18 protein-coding genes are annotated in these 20,057 nt (G+C 68.5%); 9 read left to right on the top strand and 9 right to left on the bottom strand.

Translation table 11 applies throughout. From position 1 onward, the window contains the following. Positions 1–69 precede the first annotated feature (69 nt). The 3 genes from LZ009_RS07705 (at position 70) to LZ009_RS07695 (ending at position 2,614) form a co-directional block, all read left to right on the top strand. Positions 70–669, top strand: coding sequence for a hypothetical protein (locus LZ009_RS07705; protein ID WP_275697323.1), 600 nt, complete (start codon positions 70–72; stop codon positions 667–669). A 94-nt stretch (positions 670–763) separates the two neighbouring features. Next, a complete protein-coding gene (locus tag LZ009_RS07700; RefSeq protein WP_275697906.1) occupies positions 764–1,960 on the top strand; it encodes an aminotransferase-like domain-containing protein in 1,197 nt (398 codons plus the stop codon). A gap of 51 nt (positions 1,961–2,011) precedes the next feature. Further along, a complete protein-coding gene (locus LZ009_RS07695) occupies positions 2,012–2,614 on the top strand; it encodes a DedA family protein (RefSeq protein ID WP_275697322.1) in 603 nt (200 codons plus the stop codon). A gap of 79 nt (positions 2,615–2,693) precedes the next feature. On the opposite strand, the gene LZ009_RS07690 is transcribed toward LZ009_RS07695, so the two are convergent. Genes LZ009_RS07690 through LZ009_RS07680 form a run of 3 tightly spaced genes read right to left on the bottom strand, consistent with a single transcriptional unit; the run spans position 2,694 to position 4,880 of the window. Continuing rightward, on the bottom strand, positions 2,694–3,530 hold the full coding sequence (locus LZ009_RS07690; protein WP_275697321.1) for an alpha/beta fold hydrolase: 837 nt from the start codon (positions 3,528–3,530) through the stop codon (positions 2,694–2,696). Position 3,531: 1 nt separating this feature from the next. Next, positions 3,532–4,197 (bottom strand): Crp/Fnr family transcriptional regulator, encoded by a 666-nt coding sequence (locus LZ009_RS07685; RefSeq protein ID WP_275697320.1) that lies wholly within the window; start codon positions 4,195–4,197, stop codon positions 3,532–3,534. Further along, on the bottom strand, positions 4,194–4,880 hold the full coding sequence (locus tag LZ009_RS07680) for a helix-turn-helix transcriptional regulator (protein ID WP_275697319.1): 687 nt from the start codon (positions 4,878–4,880) through the stop codon (positions 4,194–4,196). The genes LZ009_RS07685 and LZ009_RS07680 overlap by 4 nt, the downstream gene beginning before the upstream one ends. Before the next feature lie 197 nt (positions 4,881–5,077). Between LZ009_RS07680 and LZ009_RS07675 the strand changes: the two genes are divergently transcribed. From LZ009_RS07675 to LZ009_RS07655, 5 genes are all read left to right on the top strand, one after another. Continuing rightward, on the top strand, positions 5,078–6,898 hold the full coding sequence (locus LZ009_RS07675; protein WP_275697318.1) for a caspase family protein: 1,821 nt from the start codon (positions 5,078–5,080) through the stop codon (positions 6,896–6,898). 9 nt (positions 6,899–6,907) lie between these two features. Further along, the gene (locus LZ009_RS07670; RefSeq protein WP_275697317.1) at positions 6,908–8,008 is read left to right on the top strand and encodes a M12 family metallopeptidase; all 1,101 of its coding nucleotides are present in this window, start codon (positions 6,908–6,910) and stop codon (positions 8,006–8,008) included. Positions 8,009–8,021: 13 nt separating this feature from the next. Further along, positions 8,022–9,119: a peptidoglycan-binding protein gene (locus tag LZ009_RS07665; RefSeq protein WP_275697316.1), complete on the top strand. Its 1,098-nt coding sequence runs from the start codon at positions 8,022–8,024 to the stop codon at positions 9,117–9,119. 130 nt (positions 9,120–9,249) lie between these two features. Then, positions 9,250–10,194 (top strand): DUF2927 domain-containing protein, encoded by a 945-nt coding sequence (locus LZ009_RS07660; protein WP_275697315.1) that lies wholly within the window; start codon positions 9,250–9,252, stop codon positions 10,192–10,194. A gap of 29 nt (positions 10,195–10,223) precedes the next feature. Continuing rightward, positions 10,224–11,249 (top strand): aldo/keto reductase, encoded by a 1,026-nt coding sequence (locus tag LZ009_RS07655; protein WP_275697314.1) that lies wholly within the window; start codon positions 10,224–10,226, stop codon positions 11,247–11,249. Here the strand turns inward: LZ009_RS07655 and LZ009_RS07650 are convergent. Further along, on the bottom strand, positions 11,227–12,108 hold the full coding sequence (locus LZ009_RS07650) for a DMT family transporter (protein WP_275697313.1): 882 nt from the start codon (positions 12,106–12,108) through the stop codon (positions 11,227–11,229). The two genes, LZ009_RS07655 and LZ009_RS07650, sit on opposite strands and share 23 nt — an antisense overlap. A 64-nt stretch (positions 12,109–12,172) precedes the next feature. Here LZ009_RS07650 and LZ009_RS07645 point away from each other — a divergent pair, with 64 nt between their 5' ends. Further along, positions 12,173–12,412, top strand: coding sequence for a hypothetical protein (locus LZ009_RS07645; RefSeq protein WP_275697312.1), 240 nt, complete (start codon positions 12,173–12,175; stop codon positions 12,410–12,412). Here LZ009_RS07645 and LZ009_RS07640 read toward each other — a convergent pair. The 5 genes from LZ009_RS07640 to dnaG all read right to left on the bottom strand — a co-directional run bounded on the left by LZ009_RS07640 (position 12,394) and on the right by dnaG (position 19,994). Then, positions 12,394–13,887, bottom strand: a complete 1,494-nt coding sequence (locus tag LZ009_RS07640) for a tripartite tricarboxylate transporter permease (protein WP_275697311.1) — start codon at positions 13,885–13,887, stop codon at positions 12,394–12,396. The two genes, LZ009_RS07645 and LZ009_RS07640, sit on opposite strands and share 19 nt — an antisense overlap. Further along, entirely contained in the window at positions 13,884–14,405 is a 522-nt protein-coding gene (locus LZ009_RS07635; RefSeq protein WP_275697310.1) for a tripartite tricarboxylate transporter TctB family protein, read from the bottom strand. Before LZ009_RS07635 ends, LZ009_RS07640 begins: the two co-directional genes overlap by 4 nt. Positions 14,406–14,409: 4 nt before the next feature. Beyond that, complete coding sequence (locus LZ009_RS07630) at positions 14,410–15,393, bottom strand: tripartite tricarboxylate transporter substrate binding protein (protein WP_275697309.1); 984 nt, start codon at positions 15,391–15,393, stop codon at positions 14,410–14,412. A gap of 110 nt (positions 15,394–15,503) precedes the next feature. After that, positions 15,504–17,897: an RNA polymerase sigma factor RpoD gene (gene rpoD, locus LZ009_RS07625; RefSeq protein ID WP_275697308.1), complete on the bottom strand. Its 2,394-nt coding sequence runs from the start codon at positions 17,895–17,897 to the stop codon at positions 15,504–15,506. A 237-nt stretch (positions 17,898–18,134) separates the two neighbouring features. Beyond that, on the bottom strand, positions 18,135–19,994 hold the full coding sequence (gene dnaG / locus LZ009_RS07620; protein ID WP_275697307.1) for a DNA primase: 1,860 nt from the start codon (positions 19,992–19,994) through the stop codon (positions 18,135–18,137). Positions 19,995–20,057 lie beyond the last annotated feature (63 nt).

Genomic DNA, 20,057 nt, shown 5'->3' with positions numbered 1-20,057 from the left:
GGATGACGGTGGCCTGGCTCGTCCGGGCTTAAACCGGATGACCACAGCAGACGCCTGGAGACCTACAACATGCATACCGCCCTCTGTTCCTTCGACGACCGTGCGAACGCCGACCATGCCGTCGACCGCCTGGTCCAGGCCGGCTTCGACCGCCGCGACATCCACGTGCAGCACCGCGGCGGTGCCGCCAACGGCGACGGCGAACCCGGCCACCACTCGGGCACCGAGCGCTGGGACACCATGGAGCGTGAAGTCGCCGTGGATCCCGGCGTGCTGGCCGGCCTGGGCCGCTTCTTCAGCAGCCTGTTCGGCACGAACGACAGCCCGCATGCCAGCAGCTACACCGAAGCCGTGGAGCGGGGCCACTACGTCGTGGTGGTCGACGCGGTCGATGAAACCAGCGCCGACCACGCGCAGTCCGTGCTGCGCGACCTGCGCGGCGCCACCTTGACCGTGGTGCACCGGCCGACCCAGCTGCCGCTGCGCGAGATCGTCGGCACGCGGCAAGGCATGATGCCGCTCGAATCGGCACCGCGCGAGAGCTCCTACGAGGCCGAACGGGCCATGGCTTCGGATCGGCTCGACCAGAAGCGCAGCAGCGATCCGCGCGACGACCCGACGATGTCGCCGGGCCTGCGCTACGCGGACAAGGACAAGCCGAACGGCTGAAGACGGGGGCGTCTGTCCGGCGGCCCCCCAGCCGGAGGGGGCGGCCGCCTGAGGGAGAATGGCGAGGCCTCCCCATCGAGACAGAACCATGCCCCTGCAATTCGCCACCCGCCTGGACAACGTAGAAACCTCCGCCATCCGCGAACTCTTCAAGCTGCTGGGCAAACCCGGCATCATCAGCTTTGCCGGCGGCTTTCCCGACAGCGCCATGTTCGACGTCGAAGGCCTGCGCGAAGCTTCGCAGAAGGCGCTGAGCGAGGAGCCGGGCGGCGCGTTGCAATACGGCGCCACCGAGGGCTACGAGCCGCTGCGCACGCAGCTGGCAGCCTTCATGCAGTCCAAGGGCGTGAGCGACATCGCGCCGCAGAACCTGATCGTCACCACCGGCAGCCAGCAGGCGCTGGACCTGCTGGGCAAGACCATGATCAGCCCCGGCGACAAGGTGATCGTCGAAGGCCCGACCTTCCTGGCCACCATCCAGTGTTTCCGCCTCTATGGCGCCGACCTGGTGAGCGCGCCCGTCGACGAGAACGGCGTCGACACCGACAAGCTGGAACAACTGATCGCGGAACACAAGCCCAAGTTCGTCTACCTGATCCCCACCTTCGGCAATCCGAGCGGCGCGCTGCTGTCGCTGGAGCGGCGCAAGAAGGTGCTGGAGCTGGCCGTCAAGTACCAGACCTTGATCGTGGAAGACGATCCCTACGGCGACTTGTATTTCGGCGAGGCGCCGCCGCCCAGCATCCTGGCCCTGTCCAAGGACGTGCCGGGCAGCCGCGAGTGGATCGCGCATTGCGGCAGCATGAGCAAGGTGCTGAGCCCCGGCCTGCGGGTGGGCTGGTTGATCGCGCAGCCGGAGCTGCTGGCCAAGGCGACGATGTGCAAGCAGTTCAGCGATGCGCACACCAGCACGTTTGCCCAGGCGACGGCGACGCAGTATTTGAAGAGCGGGCGCATGCCGGCGACGTTGCAGAAGGTGCGGCAGGCTTATGCGCAGCGCGCGGCGGCGATGGGTTCGGCCCTGCGGCGTGAACTCGGGGACGCCGTGGCGTTTACCGAGCCGAAGGGCGGCTTGTTCTTCTGGGCGCGGCTGACCGGCGCCGGTGGCAAGGTGAAGGATGCCGGCGAGTTCGCCAAGCGGGCGATCGAGCAGGGCGTGGCCTTCGTGCCGGGGGCGCCGTTCTTCGCGAAGGATCCGGATGCGAGCACCTTCCGCCTGTCCTTCGCGACGGCGGGCATCGACAAGATCGAGGAAGGCGTCGCGCGCCTGGGCAAGGCGATCGGGGGCTAGGCCGTTCCGCGCCGCCCCTCGCTGTAGGCGAGGCGCGATGGACAATGCGCCGTGATCTTCGACCTGGCGCTCCTCTTCCTCGAAACCCTGCGCGGTGGCGATGCCTACCTCGGCTGGTTCCTCGCGCTCTTCAGCAGCGGCATCGGCGCGCCGCTCAGCCAGGACACCTTGCTGCTGGCGTCGGCTGCATGGATGCGCGTGGGTCAGCTCCAGCAGATCCCGCTGATGGCCATTGCGTGGCTGGCCGTGATCGGCGGGGACCTGCTGACCTTCTGGACCGGCCGCCATTTCGGCGCGCGCTGGGTGCGGCGGCCCTGGGCGGCGCGCATCGTTCCGCCGCAGCATCTGCCGGCACTGGAGGAGCGAGTGCGCCGCTGGGGACCGCTGGCGGCCTTTGTCACGCGCTTCCTGCCGGGGCAGCGCACTACGGTGTTCTTCCTCCTGGGCACCTTCCGGATGCCGTACCGGCAGATGGTGGTGTTCGATGCTTTCGCGGCGTTGGTGCAGGTGCCGCTGGCGTTCTACGGCGTGCGGGCGCTGGGGTGGCAGTGGCAGCGGTGGCGCGGGCCGGTCGACAAGGTCGACACACTGTTGACGGTTGCACTGGTGCTGGTGCTGATTGCGGCGTGGCAGAAAGGGCAGCCGAAACGCTGACCCGGCGCCGCAAGCCGCGGTTCCCGTTGGTCACCTTCCCGGCGCCTGCGGCGCCGGACGGCCTACGAAGAGGGAAACGTCAGTGGGAAAGCAGGCGCAGCAACGCCCGGTCGAAAGCCGCTGCGGCTTCGTATTGCGCCCAATGCCCCGCGCCGGGCACGTAGACCAACTCCCGGAAGGTCGGCCCTTCGCGCAGCCGCGCCTCCAGCTCCGGCAGCTTGTCGACATACAGCGCGTCGTGGTCGCCATAGATCGCATCGACCGGGCAGCGGATGGACTGCAAGGCCACGCTCAGGGCATCGGTCATCGCCAGCCGGCGCCGCTGCATGCGGTCGCGCGGCACGTTGGCGGCTTGCACGGCGACGGCGAGGTCGTCGATGGACTCTTCGCGGTACAGCATCAAGGTCGCCAGGTTGCGGCGATGCGCACGCAGCTGCGCGTCCTCGTCTTCCAGGTGGCGCCAGGCCGTCAAGGGCAGCCGGCGGTCGCGGATGCCGAGACCCGGCGCACCGACCAGCACCAGGCGGTGCACGCGCTGCGGATGCGCCGCGGCGAGCAATCCGGCGCTCAAGCCGCCGAAGGAAAAGCCCACCAGGTCCACCGGTGCGGAACCGGTCAGGGCGACGATCCCTTCCGCGATCGGATCGACCACCCCGTCCGCGTCCTTGTTCCCCGGCGGCACCGCCGAATCGCCGAAGCCGGGCAAATCGGGTACCAGCACCCAGCGGCCGGCCGCGGCCAGCGCCTCGACGTTGCGGATCCAGTGCATCCAGCTGCCGCTGCCGCCATGCAGCAGCACCAGCGGATCGGTGCGCGGGTCGCCCCAGGCATGCCAGACGACCTCGCCATCGCCGCAGGGCGTGGCGTGGCGGGTGGCAAGGGCGAGGAGGCGGAGGGCTTCGGCGGGGAGGCTCATCTCACCACCGCTGCGGCAAGGGCTTGAGCAGCACGATGCGCTGGTCCCGCTTGGCCACGTAGCCGCCGGTCTCCAGGTCCTTCATCAGGCGGCTGATCATCTCGCGCGAGCAGGCGAGGTGGCTGGCGATCTGCTGGTGCGTGATGCGCTCGTTGAGCGTGCGCGTGCCGTCTTCCTCCGGCTCGCCCGCCATCTGCTCCAGCAGGCGCTTGGCGCGCCCGTAGACGTCGATCAGCGCCAGGCTGCGGGTGCTCTCGGTGGCGAGGCGCGCGCGGCGGATCAGGCGGGCCATCATTTCCAGCGCGAAGTCCGGATGCTCGGCGATGTAGGCCAGCAGGGTCTCGCGAGTGATGACGGCGCAGGTGGTGGCTTCGAGCGTCTCGACGTTGGCCGAGCGCGGGCCGCCGTCCAGGGACATCTCGCCGACGTATTCGCCGGCGCCGTAGACGCCGAGCGTGATTTCCTTGCCCTGGCCGCCGGAGGCGAAGGCGCGCAGGCGCCCCGAGCGGACGATGTAGAGCGTATTGCCGAGGTCGCCTTCCTGGATCAGGAGCAGGCCCCGGCGGTAGTTGCGCAAGGTGCCGCGGGAGGCCAGGGCCTCCGTGTGGCTGGATTCGGGCGGATGCCCGTTGAGGGGGGAAGGGGGGGGACGGCCGCTCGCGATCACAGGCCCGATTGTGCCGGAGCCGGCGTGCGCAGCGTCAGGCTCATGGGCACCATCGGGGGCAGCGACGCCACGCGCTGCACCAGCAGCCGCATGCTGCCGATCCCCGTCTTCAGGCGCAGGGAACGCACCTGGGTGCGCACCGTGCAGACCGACACGCCATGCGCTTCGGCGATGTCCTGCACTTCCAGGCCTTCGCACAGCGCGCGCAGCACGGCTTCTTCGGTCGGCGTCAGCCCGTGGCTGCGCGAGAAGAAGGTGACGTTCAGGTTCTGGATGCCGGGCTGGCGGCCGAGCATCAGCAGCACGGAGCCGCCGCTGGCTTCGTAGGGCTGGAACAGCGGCACGCAGGCCACCGGCAGGGTGTCGTTGTCGCTGCGCAGCATCAGCATCTGGCGGCGGCCCTGGGCGGCGGCGGTGACGGCGCGCAGGATCTCGTCGCTCTGGGTGGGCGTCTGGCCGACGACGCGGTCGCCGGCGACGCGCAGGAAGCGGGCGCGGGCCAGTTCGTGGCGGGCGAGGTGGTTGGCGTGGTGGAAGGTGCAGTCGGGCTTCACCAGGATCAGGCCGTAGTCGATTTCTTCCAGCGCGCGCCAGGCGAAGTCGGCCTCGGGCGCCGGTTCGTCGTCGCAGAAGGCCCGCAGGCTGCCGGCGGCTTGACCCATTTCGCTGATGATCGCTTGCATTGCTTTCTCCTCGATGTGATGCGAGGAAGTCTAGGCAAGCGGCTTAGGCGAAGGGCGGACGCGGTGCCCGCCAGAATGTGATCCGTTCACCTTCCGGTCGCCGCTGGTTACAGCTCCCTCGTCCTGGGGATTGCGGCTTTCGCCTTCCTTTCTTATCGTGCGACATCCGGCCCTTGCGCCGGCGCGGAAGGACGTGCATGCGCATCCTGGCGATCCACGGCGTCGGCCACGGCGACGCCAAGACGGACTGGCCGCCGCAATGGCAGCAGGCGGTGTTCCAGGGCCTGTCCGCCTGGCGTCCCGGCATGGAGCCGCCCGTGCTGGAGTTCCTCCACTACGACCACTTCTTCGAGCAGGCGCCGCTGGGCGCGCCCGAGGTCACCGAGGCGCTGGTGCGGCTGGCGGCCAGCGGGCTTTTCTACGGGCTGTCCGACAAGTTCCGCTCGCGCGGCGGCCTCGGCGCGGCGCTGGACGCGGTGCGCTGGACGGCCGGCATGATCGCCCAGTGGGTGGCGCTGGAGGACCTGCGCGCCAAGCTGCGCGCGCACCTCGCGCAGGCGATCCAGCAGTCGCAACCCGACGTGATCCTCGCGCACAGCCTGGGCTCGCTGGTCGCCTACGACACGCTGCGGCGCGACGAGGCCGCGGGCGGCACCCTGTCGCGCGACCTGAATTTCGTCACTTTCGGCTCGCAGGTCGGCAACCCGGCCGTGCGGGCCGTCTTCGGCGGGCGGCTCGAGCCGATCGCCAACTGCCGCTTCTGGTGGCACCTGTTCAATGCCGAGGACGACGTCTTCACCTGCCCGGTCGGCCTGCCGGACCGCGGCAAGTTCCGCCAGGTCGACACCTTCTTCGACATCCCCGGCGCGGCCGACCACGACGGCGCCCACTACCTGGCGCACGAGCAGACGGCGCTGACGGTGTGGCAGGACCTCGCGTCCACCGCCCGGGGCGCCAAGCGCTCGGCACCGGCGCAGCCGGCCAACCTCGCGGCTTCGCATGCGCGCATGGCCGTCAAGGCGAAGCCGGACGCGCTCAAGCAGAAGGCGGTGCTGGTGGGCATCGCCGACTATGCCGATCCGGCGGCCCGGCTCGACGGGCCGGTCAACGATGTCTTCGCGGTCAGCGCCGCCCTGCAGGAGCTCGGCTTCCCGCCCGACGGCATCCGCGTCGCGCTCAACGAGCGCGCCACGGGCGAAGGCATCCGCGAGCGCCTCAAGTGGCTGCTGCAGGACGCGCAGGGCGGCGACCAGCTGTTCTTCTTCTTTGCCGGCCACGGCGCGCAGATCCCGGGCTTCGGCCGCGACTCCGAGGTCGACCGCCTCGACGAATGCCTGGTGCCCTACGACTTCGACTGGAGCCACGGGCAGGGCATCAGCGACGACGAGCTCGCGGCGCTGTACGGCCAGCTGCCTTACGACTGCCAGTTCACGATCATGCTCGACTGCTGCCACGCCGGCGGCATGACGCGCGGCAACGGCCTGCGCGCGCGCGGCCTGACGCCGCCGGACGACGTGCGGCACCGCATGCTGCGCTGGGACCGCAAGAGCCAGATGTGGCTGCCGCGCGTGCAGCTCGCCAGGCCGACCGCGCAGGAAGAAAAGAAGGTGGCGCGCGCCAGCGACCGGACGTCCTGGCTCGGCGAAAGCGGCAGCGTGCGCCGCCTGGGCCGCGGCACCAGCCTGTGGACGCCCTCGGCCACCGAGTACAAGGCGGCCAAGGCCGCCAACGACCACCATGGCCCTTACGTGCCGATGATGCTGGAGGCCTGCGCCGAGGGCGAACTGGCCTACGAGTACCGGCATGGCGTCACGGCCTTCGGCGCCTTTACGTTCAGCGTGTGCAGCGTGCTGCGCCAGATCGCGACCGAGCAGAAGCGGCCGCGCCTCAATTACGAAGACCTGATCGCGCGCACCGGCGAGCGCATCGCCAGCGTCGTGCCCGAGCCGCAGACCCCGCAATTGCATTGCGCCGCCTTCCGGCGCAAGGAACTCATTCCCGGCCTTTCCCCCCTGTAGGAGTGCACCATGGCGAAGAAGACCCAACCCGACGAAGGCGCCTACCTGGCGCAGGTGGCCCGCAGCCCGCGCTATTGCGCGGTGGACTACCCCAAAGGCTACCTGCCGGCGAAACCCGGCGCCGGTGGCGACGAACGCACCCGCCTGCTCCGGGAAACGGCGTACAAGTGGCTGAATGGCACGCGCATCCGCTTCTGGTTCTACGCCAAGCCCAAGGCGTGGATGGGCAGCGAGTCCGACCGCGCGGTGGTGCGGCAGGCTTTCCAGATGTGGAAGGCGCTGGGCATCGGGCTCGAGTTCGTCGAGGTGCAGAACCAGGCCGAGGCCGACCTGCGCATCGCCTTCCTGCAGGGCGACGGTTCCTGGTCGTACATAGGCACCGACAACCTGACCAAGCGCGAGGACCCGCGCACCATGAACTTCGGCTGGAGCCTCACCGAGGACCCGGCCGAGGGGCTGGACACGGCGCTGCATGAGATCGGCCACGCGATCGGCTTCCCGCACGAGCACCAGAACCCCTTTGCCGGCATCGTCTGGAACGAGGCCGCCGTCTACAAGTCGCTGGCCGCGCCGCCCAACAACTGGAGCAAGGCCACCACCAAGCACAACATCATCGATAAGCTGGCGGCCGACAAGGTGCAGGGCTCTTCGTGGGACCCGAACTCGGTGATGCACTATCCCTTCGAGGCCGGCCTGATCGTGCAGCCGAAGAAGTACGCCAAGGGCCTGCATCCCAAGGGCGGCCTCTCGGCGCGCGACCGCAAGTGGGTGCGCAGCTTCTACCCGCCGGTCAAGACCGAGACGGCCAAGGCGCTGACGCCCTTCAAGGCCAACTCGCTGTACCTCGCCTCGGGCCAGCAGGCCGACTTCGTGTTCAAGCCCATCGAGACGCGCGACTACGAGTTCCGCACCTTCGGCGACGCCGATGCGCTGATGGCGCTGTACCGCCAGGCGCAGCCGGCCGGCAAGCCGATCGCGCAGGAGGACGACGGCGGCACCGAGGACAACGCCCACCTCAAGGTGCACCTTGACGCCGGCAAGGAATACGTGCTGCGCCTGCGGCTGCGCTATGCCAAGCAGCCGGGGCAGGCCGCGGTGATGGTGTGGTGAAACGGGTGCCGCCATGGCCGACGTCTTCTCCACCACCGTTGCCTGCGAGGACTGCGACGAGCGCAAGGCCGACCTGCAGGAAACGCAGCACGAGGTGATCGACTGCGTGCAGGACCCGGCGCGCCCGGGCACCTGCACGCTGCACTACCGGCGGCCCGCGGGCGACGCCGCCGCCGCGATCAGCGCCACCCAGGCCCAGGCGGCCAAAGCCATCGTCAACCTGTTCGAGACCGGCGAGGTGCTGGGGCACTACGGCGCCGTGACTGTGCTGGCGGGCGACCCGGGCCACCTCACCTACGGCCGCTCGCAGACGACGCTGGCCTCGGCCAACCTGGGCCTGCTCATCGCACGCTACTGCCAGCGGGAAGGCGCGCGCTTCGGCGAACGCCTGAAGTCCTGGCTGCCGGCGCTGCAGGCGCGCGACCTCGCGCTGGACCGCGACCTGCGGCTGCACAACTTCCTGCGCGCCTGCGCCGACGACCCCGTGATGCGCGACGAGCAGGACCGCTTCTTCGACGAGGCCTACTGGGCGCCGGCCGAACGGGCGGCGCGCAAGCTGGGCCTGCGCACGGCGCTGGGCGTGGCGGTCGTCTACGACAGCTGGGTGCACGGCTCCTGGGCCGCCATGCGCGATCGCACCGACACGCAGGGAACGGTGGCGCAAAGCGGCGAGAAGGCCTGGATCACGCGCTACATCGCCAATCGCCACGCCTGGCTGGCCGGCCACCCGAATCCGCTGCTGCGCAAGACGGTCTACCGGATGGCGGCCTTCCAGCGCCTGGTGGAACTGGGCGCCTGGGGCCTGCCGCTGCCGCTGGTCGTGCGCGACCAGGAGATCTCGCTGGCCACGCTGTCCGGGGTGCCGCCGGGCTGCTATGACGGACCGCAGCCCGGCACGCGCAGCGTGGCGGTCTCTTCGCCGCTGCAGCGCGGGCTGGACGTGCGGCTGCTGCAGCTGGGGTTGTGCCTCAGCGGTTTCGAGGAGATCCGCGCCGACGGCATCTTCGGCACCGGCTCCGCCGCCTGGTTGAAGTCCTGGCAGCAGGCCAAGGGTCTGCCGCCGACGGGGGTCGCGGACCCTGCAACGGTGGCGAAACTGGCGACGGTCTGACCGGAATGCAGCTCAGCAGGGCCTGCAGCGAGGAATTTTTCTGCTGCAGCCCGACTCCTTGTGTCGGACTTGAACTTACAGCGCGTAGGAGGGCTCCTACCGCGTTCATTCTGCAAGGAGTTCTTTCAAGATGTTCAAGACCGGAGTCCTGGCCTTGTTTGCCGCAGCCGCCCTCAGCCCCTGCCTTGCGCAAGCGGACGAGTTCGACCAGGGCATGAACACCTTGTGGGAAGTCCTCTGGCACCAGAGCGGCACCGCCACGCGGCTGGTGCGCTGGGAGCAGGACATCAAGGTCCGCATCCACGGCACCAACGTCGCGGCGCACCGCGCCCGCACGCTGCAGGCGCTGCGCGACGTGAGCAAGGAAACGGGCGTCAAGGTCATCGACGTGAGCGACAAGCCCGACGCCGCGCAGCAGGCCAACCTCAGCATCGAGATCGTGCCCGATACCGCGCTGAGCCAGCAGCAGCCCTGCGAGACCCGCATCGACTTCAAGACCGAGACCACCATCGAGTCGGCCACCACGCAGATGCGCGACAGCGATGCCCGCCGCTGCACCTACCACGAGATGATGCACGTGATGGGCATGCGCGGCCATCCGGAAGGCGCCACCGTGCTGAGCTACTTCACCAGCCACACGCAAGGCCTGCTGCCGCTGGACAAGGCGATGCTGCGCACCTGGTATTCCGCGCGCACCCATGCCGGCATGACGCCGTTCGAAGTGCTGCCCATCCTGGGCGACCAGATGGTGGCCCAGTCGGCCGACAAGGCGCGTGCCACGCAGGCGCGCGACAGCTTCCTGGCCCGCACCGTCGAGCAGATGCAGGCCTTCGCCGAAGGCCAGGGCGACGTGCCGGTGATCCTCAAGAAGTGCGGCAAGGCGACGCCCGAAGGCATGCGCTACGGCCGCATGGAGATGAGCTACTTCCTGGGCGTGGCCTACCGCCAGGGCGCCACCGTGCCCAAGGACGAGGTGCAGGCCGGCCTCTGGCTGCAAAAGGCCGCGGCGCTCGGCAGCCGCAACGCGCGCATGCTGATGGCGTCGGCCGGCACCGTGGTATCCGGCAGCCGGTAAGGGTCGGCGCGGGGCGCTAAAGTCGCCCCATGCATCAACGACAACTCGGTCCCTTCGCGGTCTCGGCCATCGGCCTGGGCTGCATGAACCTCAGCCATGCCTACGGCACTCCGCCGTCGGCGGAGCAGGGCGAGCGCGTGCTGCTGGCCGCGCTCGACGAAGGCGTCACGCTCTTCGACACCGCCGCGCTGTACGGCTTCGGCGCCAACGAAGCGCTCGTGGCCCGCGTGCTCAAGCCGCACCGGCAGCGCTTCATCCTCGCCAGCAAGGGCGGCCTGGCCGGCGTGCAGGGCGACGACGGCGTGGTCCGCCGCGTCATCGACGGCCGCCCGGAGGCGCTGCGCCGCAACTGCGAGGACAGCCTGCGCCGCCTGCAGACCGACGTCATCGACCTCTATTACCTGCACCGCTGGGACAAGAAGGTCCCCATCGAGGAAAGCGTGGGCGCGCTGAGCCGCCTGGTGGAGCAGGGCAAGATCCGCACCCTGGGGCTGTCGGAAGTGTCGGCGCAGACGCTGCGCAAGGCCCATGCGGTGCACCCGATCACGGCAGTGCAGACCGAGTACTCGCTCTGGAGCCGCAACGCCGAGATCGCGGTGCTGGCCGCCTGCCGCGCGCTGGGCGTCGCCTTCGTCCCCTTCAGCCCGGTGGCGCGCGGCTTCCTCTGCGACGCCGTGCACGACGTGACGGCCTTCGACGCCAAGGACATCCGCCGCTCCATGCCGCGCTTCGAGCCGGCCAACTACGAATTGAACCTGAAGCTGCTGCCCGGCTACAAGGCGCTGGCCGCGGAGGCCGGCTGCACGCCGGCACAGCTGGCGCTGGCGTGGCTGCTGCACCAGGGTCCGGACCTGGTACCGATTCCCGGGACCACCAGCGTGGCGCACCTGAAGGAAGACCTGGCGTCGGCGGAGGTGAAGCTGTCCCCCGGGCTGCTGCAACGCGTGGACGTGCACATCAACCAGCAGACGGTGCACGGCAACCGCTACAGCGCGCAGGCGCGCAGCGAGGTCGACACCGAGGAGTTCCAGCTCAACGCCGGGACGACAGCCTGAGCACCGCCACCCCCGCGGCCACCAGCAAGGCAATGCCGCTCCACGCCAGCGCATTCGGCACGTCGCCCCACACGGCATACCCCAGCACCACTGCGAACAGCAGCCCGGCATAGCGGAACGGGGCGATCACGCTCATCTCGCCGGCCCGCATGGCGATCGTCACCAGGTAGTAGCCGCCGCTCAGGAACACGCTGGCCACCGCCAGCAGCGCGAGCTGGCGCCCGCTGGCCGGCTGCCAGTCCTGCACCAGGCTCCAGGCGCCGGACAACACGGTGACGCCGATGGCGGTGCTCAGCGTCACCACGATCGACGGGATGCCGCGGTGGATGGTGCGCGTGACGAGGTCGCGCGCCGCCTGCAGCAGCGTGCCGGCCACGCAAAGCAAAGCGTAGGCATTGAAGGCGTCGCCGCTGGGTTGGACGACCAGCAGCACGCCGGCGAAGCCGGCGGCGATGGCGAGCCAGCGCGCCGCACCCACCTTCTCGCCGAAGGCGACGATGGCGAACAGGGTGAGGAAGAGCGGCGTCGCCATGTTGATCGCGGTGGCGTTCGCCAGCGGCAGCTGGAACAAGGCGATCAGGTAGCACAGGGTCGCCACCGCGTCGAACAGGGCGCGCAGCAGCACGCGGGCGTCGAGCAGGCGCGGGATCTGCCGCGTCGCGCCCATGGCATGGACCACCACCAGCAGCAGCGCGATGGCGAAGACGCCGCGCAGGAAGATCAGCTGCGAGGCGGGCAGCGATTGGCTGACGTACTTGACCAGGGTGTCGTTGGCGACGAAGCTGGCCATGCCGGCCGCCATCGCCAGCACGCCGCGCCGGTTTGCCGCGCGCAACGTGCCATCGGAATTGGAATGCATCGGCTTGCGATCTTAAGGCGGCGCTCGCATACTGGCGGCGTCCACCTTTCCGGGAGGGACTGCCATGAACGAGCCTGCGGCCAACGACGAGGAACTCAGCATCTTCGAGAAGTCGTGCGGCTACTGCGGCGCGCGCTTCCGTGTCCTGGCCTCCCACGTTCCCTATGGCGACCACGCGGAGCAGTACGCCTGCCCCGAATGCGGCAAGCACTACCAGACCGAAGCGGCGCTCGAGCCGCAGGTGCAGCTGCTGCGGCCGCGCGCGGATGGCAAGACCGACCGGTATCAGGAAACGATGTTCTGAGCGCGCGGCCGGCGCAGCCAGACCGCCAGCGGCCACAGCACCGCCGCGATGCTCAGGAAAGCGAGCAGGGCCGCCACCGGCCGTCCGAAGAAGGGCAGCAGGCTGCCGTCGGACTTGATCAGCGAGGTCACGAAGTTCTGTTCGACCATCGTTCCCATCACGGCGCCCAGCACCAGCGCGGCCACCGGGTAGCCGTTGCGGTCCATGAAGTAGCCGACCAGCCCGAAGGCGGCGACGGTGAACACGAGCGCCAGGTTGTTGCCGGTGGCGAACGAGCCCACGGCGCACAGCAGGATGATCACCGGCATGATCAGCGAGCGCGGCACGTACAGCACGTAGCGCGCCGAGCGGATCATCATGATGCCCAGCGGGATCATGATGATGTTGGACACCATGAAGACGATGTACAGCGCGTACATGCTCGACGCCTTTTCGGTGAAGAGCGTCGGCCCGGGATTCAGCCCCTTCATGTACAGCACGCCGATGGCGATGGCCGTGATGGTGTCGCCCGGGATGCCGAACAGCAGCGAGGGCACCCAGCCGGACGCCAGGCTCGCGTTGTTGCTCGCGCCGGCTTCGATCAGGCCTTCCGGATGGCCGGTGCCGAATTTCTCGGGCGTCTTGGAGAAGCGCTTGGACATCGCATAGCTGATCCAGGCGGCCATGTCGGCGCCCGCGCCCGGCAGCACGCCGATGATGATGCCCACGATGTTGCCGCGGACCTGCTGCTTGGGATGCGACTTGGTCAGGGCCCATTGGCCGGCGAGGATGCTGCCGAACTTGCGCGGCGGCAGCACGGGGATGTCCTGCGCCTTGTACGCGCGCATCACCTCGGACACCGCGAACACGCCCACCAGCACCGGGATGATCTCGATGCCGCCCAGCAGGTCGGCCAGGCCGAAGGTGAAGCGCGGCGTGCCGCCGGGGTTCTCGTTGCCGACGCACGTGATCAGCAGGCCGAGGAACATCGCGGCGATGGCCTTGATCGGCGACGAGCGCGCGACCATGGTGGCGCACATCAGCCCGAGCAGCGCGAGCCAGAAGTATTCGAAGGTGGAGAACTGGAAGGCGACTTCGGCCAGCAGCGGCGCCATCGCGATCAGCGAGATCGTCCCGATGATGCCGCCGATGGCGGAGAACCACAGGCAGATGCCCAGCGCCAGTTCCGGCTGGCCCTTCATCGTCATCGCGAAGGCTTCGTCCGTGTAGGCGGCCGAAGCGGGCGTGCCGGGAATGCGCAGCAGGCAGCCGGGGATGTCGCCCGAGAAGATCGCCATGGCCGAAGCGGCGATGATGGCCGAGACCGCCGCGATGGGCGACATGTAGAAGGTCACCGGCACCAGCAAGGCGGTCGCCATGGTCGCCGACAGGCCGGGCAGGGCGCCGACGATCAAGCCGTAGATCGACGCGCACAGGATCGTCAGCAGCACGTCCGGCTGCATGACCATGGTGAAGCCCTGGAGCAGGTTGTTCATGCCCAGGGGAAGGCGAGGAGCCCCGGCGGAAGCGGCACGCGCAGCAGCTTGTAGAAGGTGAGGTGCACGAGCGCCGGGGCCACGACGGCGAGGCCCAGCGCCCATTTGACTTTCGCGCCCTGGCTCCAGGCAAGGGCGAAAACCATCAGCGAAGCCGTGATCCAGAAGCCCAGGCGCTCCGAGGCGAAGTAGTAGAAGAAGAGCGCCGCCGGCGGCAGCAGGATCTTCCAGCCGCCGCGCAGGAAGGTGGCCATGCGTCCTTGCGCGGCTTCGACCGCCTCCTCGTCCGCCACCGCGCCGCTCGCGGAGGTGACGATCTTTTCGTCTTCCTCGAAGCTGCGTCCGACGCCCACCATGATCAGCACGCCGCAGGCCACGAGGGCCGCGCCTATGACCATCGGAAAGACGTTGGGGCCGACCTGCTGCCCCGGCACCGGCGGCAGCAGCGAGCCGCCCCAGTACGCGGCTCCGCCCAGGGCGACCAGCATGGCACCGGTGACCCGGTCGGAGACCTTCACGGGTTCAGGTCACCAGGCCGGCGGACTTCATCGCCGCGCCCATCGCGGCATCGGACGCCGCCATGAAGCTGGTGAAGCCGGCGGGGTCGGCCCATTTGACGCCGAAGCCGCGGTTGGCCATGAAGTCGCGGAACTCCTTGGAGTCGTTGGCCTTCTTGAGCGCGGTGACCAGCTTGGCCGTGACGTCCGCGGGCAGGCCCTTGGGACCGGCGATGCCGCGCCAGGCGCCGACGGAGTAGTCGACCCCCATCGATTCCTTCAGCGTGGGCACGTTGGCAAAGGCGGGATTGCGCTCGTTGGCCATGATCGCCAGCGAGCGCGCCTTGCCGGCCTCGACCAGCGCGCGCGACTCGGGCAGCGAACAGGTGACCAGGTCCAGCCCGTTGGCGGCCAGGTCCTGCATGGCCGGACCGGCGCCGTTGGAGGGCACCCAGGCCACGTGGTTCGGCTTGAGGCCCATGGCCTGCAGCCAGCCCACCAGGGCCAGGTGCCAGATGCCGCCTTGCCCGGTGCCCGAAGCCTTGAACTTGCCCGCGGGCGAGGCCTTGATGGCGTCGGCCAGTGCCTTGACGTTCTGGTAGGGCGCCGACCCGCTGACGGTGACGCCCGGCGGGTCTTCGTTCATCAGGGCCAGCGGCGTGTAGCTGGTGGGGTTGAGCTCGGTGAGCTTCTGCCAGTGCATCATGGCGATCTCGACTGTCAGCATGCCCAGCGTGTAGCCGTCGGGCGGCGCGGTCGCGATGGCCGAGTGGCCGACGACGCCGGAGCCGCCGGTGCGGTTCACCACGTTGAAGGGCTGGCCGAGGTCTTTCTCCAGCAGGTTGGCGATGATGCGCACCGTGGCATCGGTGCCGCCGCCCGCGCCCCAGGGGCAGATGACGGTGACCGGCCGGTTGGGCCAGGCGCCTTGCGCGCGCGCAAGGCCGGGGACGACGGCAGCCGCGCCCAGGGCGGCGGCGGAAGAAAGGACGTGGCGGCGATTCGGCATGGATGTCTCCTCCGGGGTCGCGGCCATTCTAGGAAGGTCAGCTTCCGGTCAGGGGAATCGTTAACCCTCGCTTGCCGGGATGAAAAAAGGGCCCCGCAGGGCCCTTGTTCTTACAGCGTGTCGATGAACGACCGCAGCTTGTCCGAACGCGACGGATGCTTCAGCTTGCGCAGCGCCTTCGCCTCGATCTGGCGGATCCGCTCGCGGGTGACGTCGAACTGCTTGCCGACTTCCTCCAGCGTGTGGTCCGTGCTCATCTCGATGCCGAAGCGCATGCGCAGCACCTTGGCTTCGCGCGGCGTGAGCGAGTCGAGGATGTCCTTCACCACGTCGCGCAGGCCGGCCTGCATGGCGGCTTCGATCGGCGCGGTGTTGCCGGTGTCCTCGATGAAATCGCCCAGGTGGGAATCGTCGTCGTCGCCGATCGGCGTCTCCATGGAGATCGGCTCTTTCGCGATCTTCATGATCTTGCGGATCTTGTCTTCCGGGATCTCCATCTTGGCCGCCAGGATGCTGGCGTCCGGCTCGAAGCCGAACTCCTGCAGGTGCTGGCGCGAGATGCGGTTCATCTTGTTGATGGTCTCGATCATGTGCACCGGGATGCGGATCGTGCGGGCCTGGTCCGCGATCGAGCGCGTGATGGCCTGGCGGATCCACCAGGTGGCATAGGTCGAGAACTTGTAGCCGCGGCGGTATTCGAACTTGTCCACCGCCTTCATCAGGCCGATGTTGCCTTCCTGGATCAGGTCCAGGAACTGCAGGCCGCGGTTGGTGTACTTCTTGGCGATGGAGATCACGAGGCGCAGGTTGGCCTCGATCATTTCCTTCTTCGCGTCGCGCGACGAGGCCTCGCCCTCGTTCATGCGCTTGTTGATTTCCTTCAGCTCGGTCAGCGGCACGACCACGCGCGACTGCAGGTCGGCCAGCTTCTGCTGCAGTTCCTGGATCGCCGGCACGTTGCGGGCGATGATGGTGCTCCAGGGCTTGCCGGCGGCGGCCTGCTTCTCCACCCACTTCAGGTTCAGCAGGTTGGGCGGGAAGTCCTTGACGAAGGTTTCCTGCGGCATGCCGCACTTGTCGACGATGATGCGGCGCAGCTCGCGCTCCTTCTTGCGCACGTCGTCGACCTGTCCGCGCACCATGTCGCACAGCTTCTCGATGGTCTTGGCCGTGAAGCGGATGGTCATCAGCTCCTCGGACAGGGCGTGCTGCGCCTTGTGGTACGCGGGCGTGCCCCAGCCTTCCTTGTCGTAGGCCTTGTGCACCTTCTCGAACAGGCCGGCGATGCGGTCGAAGCGTTCCAGCGCCTGCGCCTTCAGCTCTTCCAGCTTCTTGGTCAGGGCCTTGGAGCCACCCGAGCCGTCGTCGTCGTCGTCGGCGTCGAACTCGTCGAAGTCTTCTTCCGCGACGTAGTCGTCGGCTTCGTTCGGGTTGGAGAAGCCGTCCACCACGGTGGAGATGACGATCTTGCCTTCGCGGATCTCCGCGGCCAGGCGCAGGATCTCGGCAATGGTGGCGGGCGAGGCCGAGATGGCCTCCATCATCGCCATCAGGCCGCCTTCGATGCGCTTGGCGATCTCGATTTCGCCTTCACGCGTCAGCAGTTCGACCGTGCCCATCTCGCGCATGTACATGCGCACGGGGTCGGTGGTGCGGCCGAATTCGCTGTCCACGGTGGACAGGGCGGCTTCCGCTTCTTCTTCCGCTTCCTCCGCCGTCGCTGCCGTGGGCGTCGTGTTGTTCAGCAGCAGCATCTCGGCGTCGGGCGTCTGCTCGTACACCGCCACGCCGAGGTCGTTCAGCATGGTGACCACGACTTCGAGGGTCTCGGCGTCGACCAGCTTGTCCGGCAGGTGGTCGGAGATCTCGGCGTGCGTGAGGTAGCCGCGCGTCTTGCCCAGCGTGATCAGGGTCTTCAGGCGCTGGCGGCGCTTGAGCATTTCCTCTTCGGTCAGGACGGTCTCGTCCAGGCCGAATTCCTTCATCAAGGCGCGTTCCTTCGCCTTGCTGATCTTCATGCGCAGCGGCTTGACCTTCTCGGTCACCGCCTCGGCCACCGGTTCGCTGTCGGCGAATTCGGCTTCGATGTCGGCGAGGTCGACGTCCTCACCGCCCGGCTTGGCACCGGCGGCTTCGGCGTTCTTGGGCTTGCGGCCGCGCTTGGCGCCGGTGGTGGCCTTGCCCGTGTCGGCATCGGCGGAGGCGGCCTTGGGCGGGCGGCCGGGCTTCTTCTTGACGACTTCTTCGACGGCGGCAGCGGCCGACTTGGCGGGCTTCTTCGTTTCTTCCTTGGCGGAGGCCTTTTCGGCCTTGGCGGGAGACTTGGTGGCGGGCACGGGCTTGGTTACTTTCGTTGCGGCGGGGACTCGGGACGGGGCACTGCTGTCGTTCTTCACGACCTTCAACGGGGCCTTGGCGGGTTTCGCGGGCGGCGCTGAGGCTTTGACCGGTTTCTTTCCGGCAGGTTTCGTGACAATGGCCTTCGCAGGCTTCTGAGCGGGCATAGAACCTCGGACAAAAACGGCAGGAACACAAAAGCGCCACGAACCCGGCGCGGGTGCAGAAGTGGCCGGCGATGGCCATCAGGGGCAAGATGGGTGGGCGAACATTTGGGGTGCAGCCCTTGCGGTAATTTGGCCTGGGCCCGCTAGGGGGCGCCGCGCAATGTGCACGGCTGGCCGGTCCGGAGGTGCTGCTGTCGCTCTTGCCGCAACCCTACATTATAGGATTGTTCTGCAATTTCAAGCCTTGGGGACGGCTTTTTTATGTTCCTGCAGCGCCATTTGCCGCCGCGTCAGGGCGTAAAGGCGCTCCATCCGGCCCGGATCGGTCAGGGGCAGCCTGGCGACTTCCTTCATCTCCTCCGTGACCGCGTCCAGGTGGATGTCGGTCATGGCCCGCCGCAAATCGGCGTCGCCCACGTCCTCGACTTCAATGGCTCTGCCGTGCGGCTGCATGTTGTCCAGGCCGATCAGGCGGTTGGCCAGCTCGGCGAAGGGCTGGCCTTCCACCCCCAGCTGCAGCACCGCCCAGGGTTCGCCGCCGTGCTCGTGGAAGCGGGCGTCGACCCAGGAGAACAGGTCGCCGAGCGGCGGCTGCAGCTCACAGAGCAGGTGGTGGTCTTCGTGCGAAAACAAACCCCAGGCCTCCGAATTGCGCAGCACGCCGCGGGCGATCAGCTCCGCCAGGGCGATGGACTTGGGCTTGACGGTCTGCCGCGGCCCCGCGCCGTAGGCCCGCTTCGGGTAGGGCGAGTCGCCGTCCTTGCTGCGCCTGGGCTTCCACTTGCCGGCGGCCGGCGGCGGCGCCACGCCCCACAGCTCCATCAGGTCGTGGACCGCCAGCTGGGCCCGCTCGGCGATCTCGGCCAGCAGCTGGCGCTTGAGCGCGCCGTCGGGCAGCAGTTTCCACAGCGGGCCGGCGTTGCTGATCATCTTCGAGCGCCCTTCGGCCGTGGCCAGGTCGCAGCCCTCGGCGGAGGCCTCGATCAGGAAGGTGCTCAGGGGGACGGCTTGCCGCACGAAACGGGCGAAGGCCTCCTGGCCGTGCTCGCGGATGTAGCTGTCCGGGTCGTGCTCGGGCGGCAGGAACAGGAACTTCACCGACCGCACGTCGCTGGCATAGGGCAGGGCGCCATCCAGCGCCTTGCGCGCGGCGCGGCGGCCGGCGGCGTCGCCGTCGAAGCTGAAGACCACGCTGTCGGTGAAGCGGAACAGCTTCTGCACGTGGTCCGGCGTGCAGGCGGTGCCCAGCGTGGCGACGGCGTTGGGGAAACCCAGTTGCGCCAGCGCCACCACGTCCATGTAGCCCTCGGTCACCAGCACGTAGCCGTGCTCGCGCAAGGCGTTGCGCGCCTCGAACAGGCCATAGAGCTCGCGGCCCTTGCTGAAGACCGGTGTTTCCGGCGAGTTGAGGTACTTGGGCTTCTCGTCGCCCAGCACGCGCCCGCCGAAGCCGATGCACTCGCCCTTGACGTTGCGGATCGGGAACATCACCCGGTCGCGGAAGCGGTCGTAGCGCTTGTCGTCCTCCTCGTTGACGATCACGAGGCCGCTTTCGGCCAGCAGCGGGTCGTCATAGGACGGGAAGACGCTGGCCAGGCTGCGCCAGCCCTCGGGCGCGTAGCCCAGGCCGAACTGCTTCGCCACTTCGCCCGAGACGCCCCGGCCCTTGAAATAGGCGATGGCGCGCGGCGAGTTCTTCAGGTGCTTGCGGTAGGCGGCGCCGGCTTTTTCCAGCACGTCGGTCAGCGTCGCCTGTTTCTGCTTCTGTTCGGCGTCGCGCGCGCGTTCGGCCGGCGAGCGATCTTCCTCCGGCACCTGCATGCCGTACTGGCCGGCCAGGTCCTTGACCGCCTCGACGAAGTTCATGCCGGCATAGTCGATCAGGAAGCCCAGGGCATTGCCGTTCTTGCCGCAGCCGAAGCAGTGATAGAACTGCTTGCTCGGGCTCACGGTGAAGGAGGGCGACTTCTCCGAGTGGAAAGGGCAGAGGCCGGAGAAGTTGGCGCCGGTCTTTTTCAGCTGGACGTGCCGGCCCACGAGCTCGACGACGTCGGCTCGGGCAAGCAGTTCCTGGATGAAATTCTGGGGGATCGCCATGTGACGGGTGTTCTTCCCTGATTCTGCACTGCCCGGAAAAGGGCTACCCTTTGCGGCACAACA

It is taken from the genome of Ramlibacter paludis, assembly GCF_022012305.1.
In the GTDB taxonomy this organism is placed as follows: Bacteria; Pseudomonadota; Gammaproteobacteria; order Burkholderiales; family Burkholderiaceae_C; genus Ramlibacter; species Ramlibacter paludis.
The sequence above is the reverse complement of the archived record's forward strand: the minus strand, read 5'-3'. Positions and strand labels throughout refer to the sequence as shown.

Bases quoted from the DNA above. Each gene is read 5' to 3' on its own strand.
- LZ009_RS07705 (WP_275697323.1), top strand. From the start codon at position 70: ATGCATACCGCCCTCTGTTCCTTCGACGACCGTGCGAACGCCGACCAT.
- LZ009_RS07690 (WP_275697321.1), bottom strand. From the start codon at position 3,530: ATGAGCCTCCCCGCCGAAGCCCTCCGCCTCCTCGCCCTTGCCACCCGC.
- LZ009_RS07680 (WP_275697319.1), bottom strand. From the start codon at position 4,880: ATGCAAGCGATCATCAGCGAAATGGGTCAAGCCGCCGGCAGCCTGCGG.
- LZ009_RS07675 (WP_275697318.1), top strand. From the start codon at position 5,078: ATGCGCATCCTGGCGATCCACGGCGTCGGCCACGGCGACGCCAAGACG.
- LZ009_RS07670 (WP_275697317.1), top strand. From the start codon at position 6,908: ATGGCGAAGAAGACCCAACCCGACGAAGGCGCCTACCTGGCGCAGGTG.
- LZ009_RS07665 (WP_275697316.1), top strand. From the start codon at position 8,022: ATGGCCGACGTCTTCTCCACCACCGTTGCCTGCGAGGACTGCGACGAG.
- LZ009_RS07660 (WP_275697315.1), top strand. From the start codon at position 9,250: ATGTTCAAGACCGGAGTCCTGGCCTTGTTTGCCGCAGCCGCCCTCAGC.
- LZ009_RS07655 (WP_275697314.1), top strand. From the start codon at position 10,224: ATGCATCAACGACAACTCGGTCCCTTCGCGGTCTCGGCCATCGGCCTG.
- LZ009_RS07650 (WP_275697313.1), bottom strand. From the start codon at position 12,108: ATGCATTCCAATTCCGATGGCACGTTGCGCGCGGCAAACCGGCGCGGC.
- LZ009_RS07645 (WP_275697312.1), top strand. From the start codon at position 12,173: ATGAACGAGCCTGCGGCCAACGACGAGGAACTCAGCATCTTCGAGAAG.
- LZ009_RS07640 (WP_275697311.1), bottom strand. From the start codon at position 13,887: ATGAACAACCTGCTCCAGGGCTTCACCATGGTCATGCAGCCGGACGTG.
- LZ009_RS07630 (WP_275697309.1), bottom strand. From the start codon at position 15,393: ATGCCGAATCGCCGCCACGTCCTTTCTTCCGCCGCCGCCCTGGGCGCG.
- rpoD (WP_275697308.1), bottom strand. From the start codon at position 17,897: ATGCCCGCTCAGAAGCCTGCGAAGGCCATTGTCACGAAACCTGCCGGA.
- dnaG (WP_275697307.1), bottom strand. From the start codon at position 19,994: ATGGCGATCCCCCAGAATTTCATCCAGGAACTGCTTGCCCGAGCCGAC.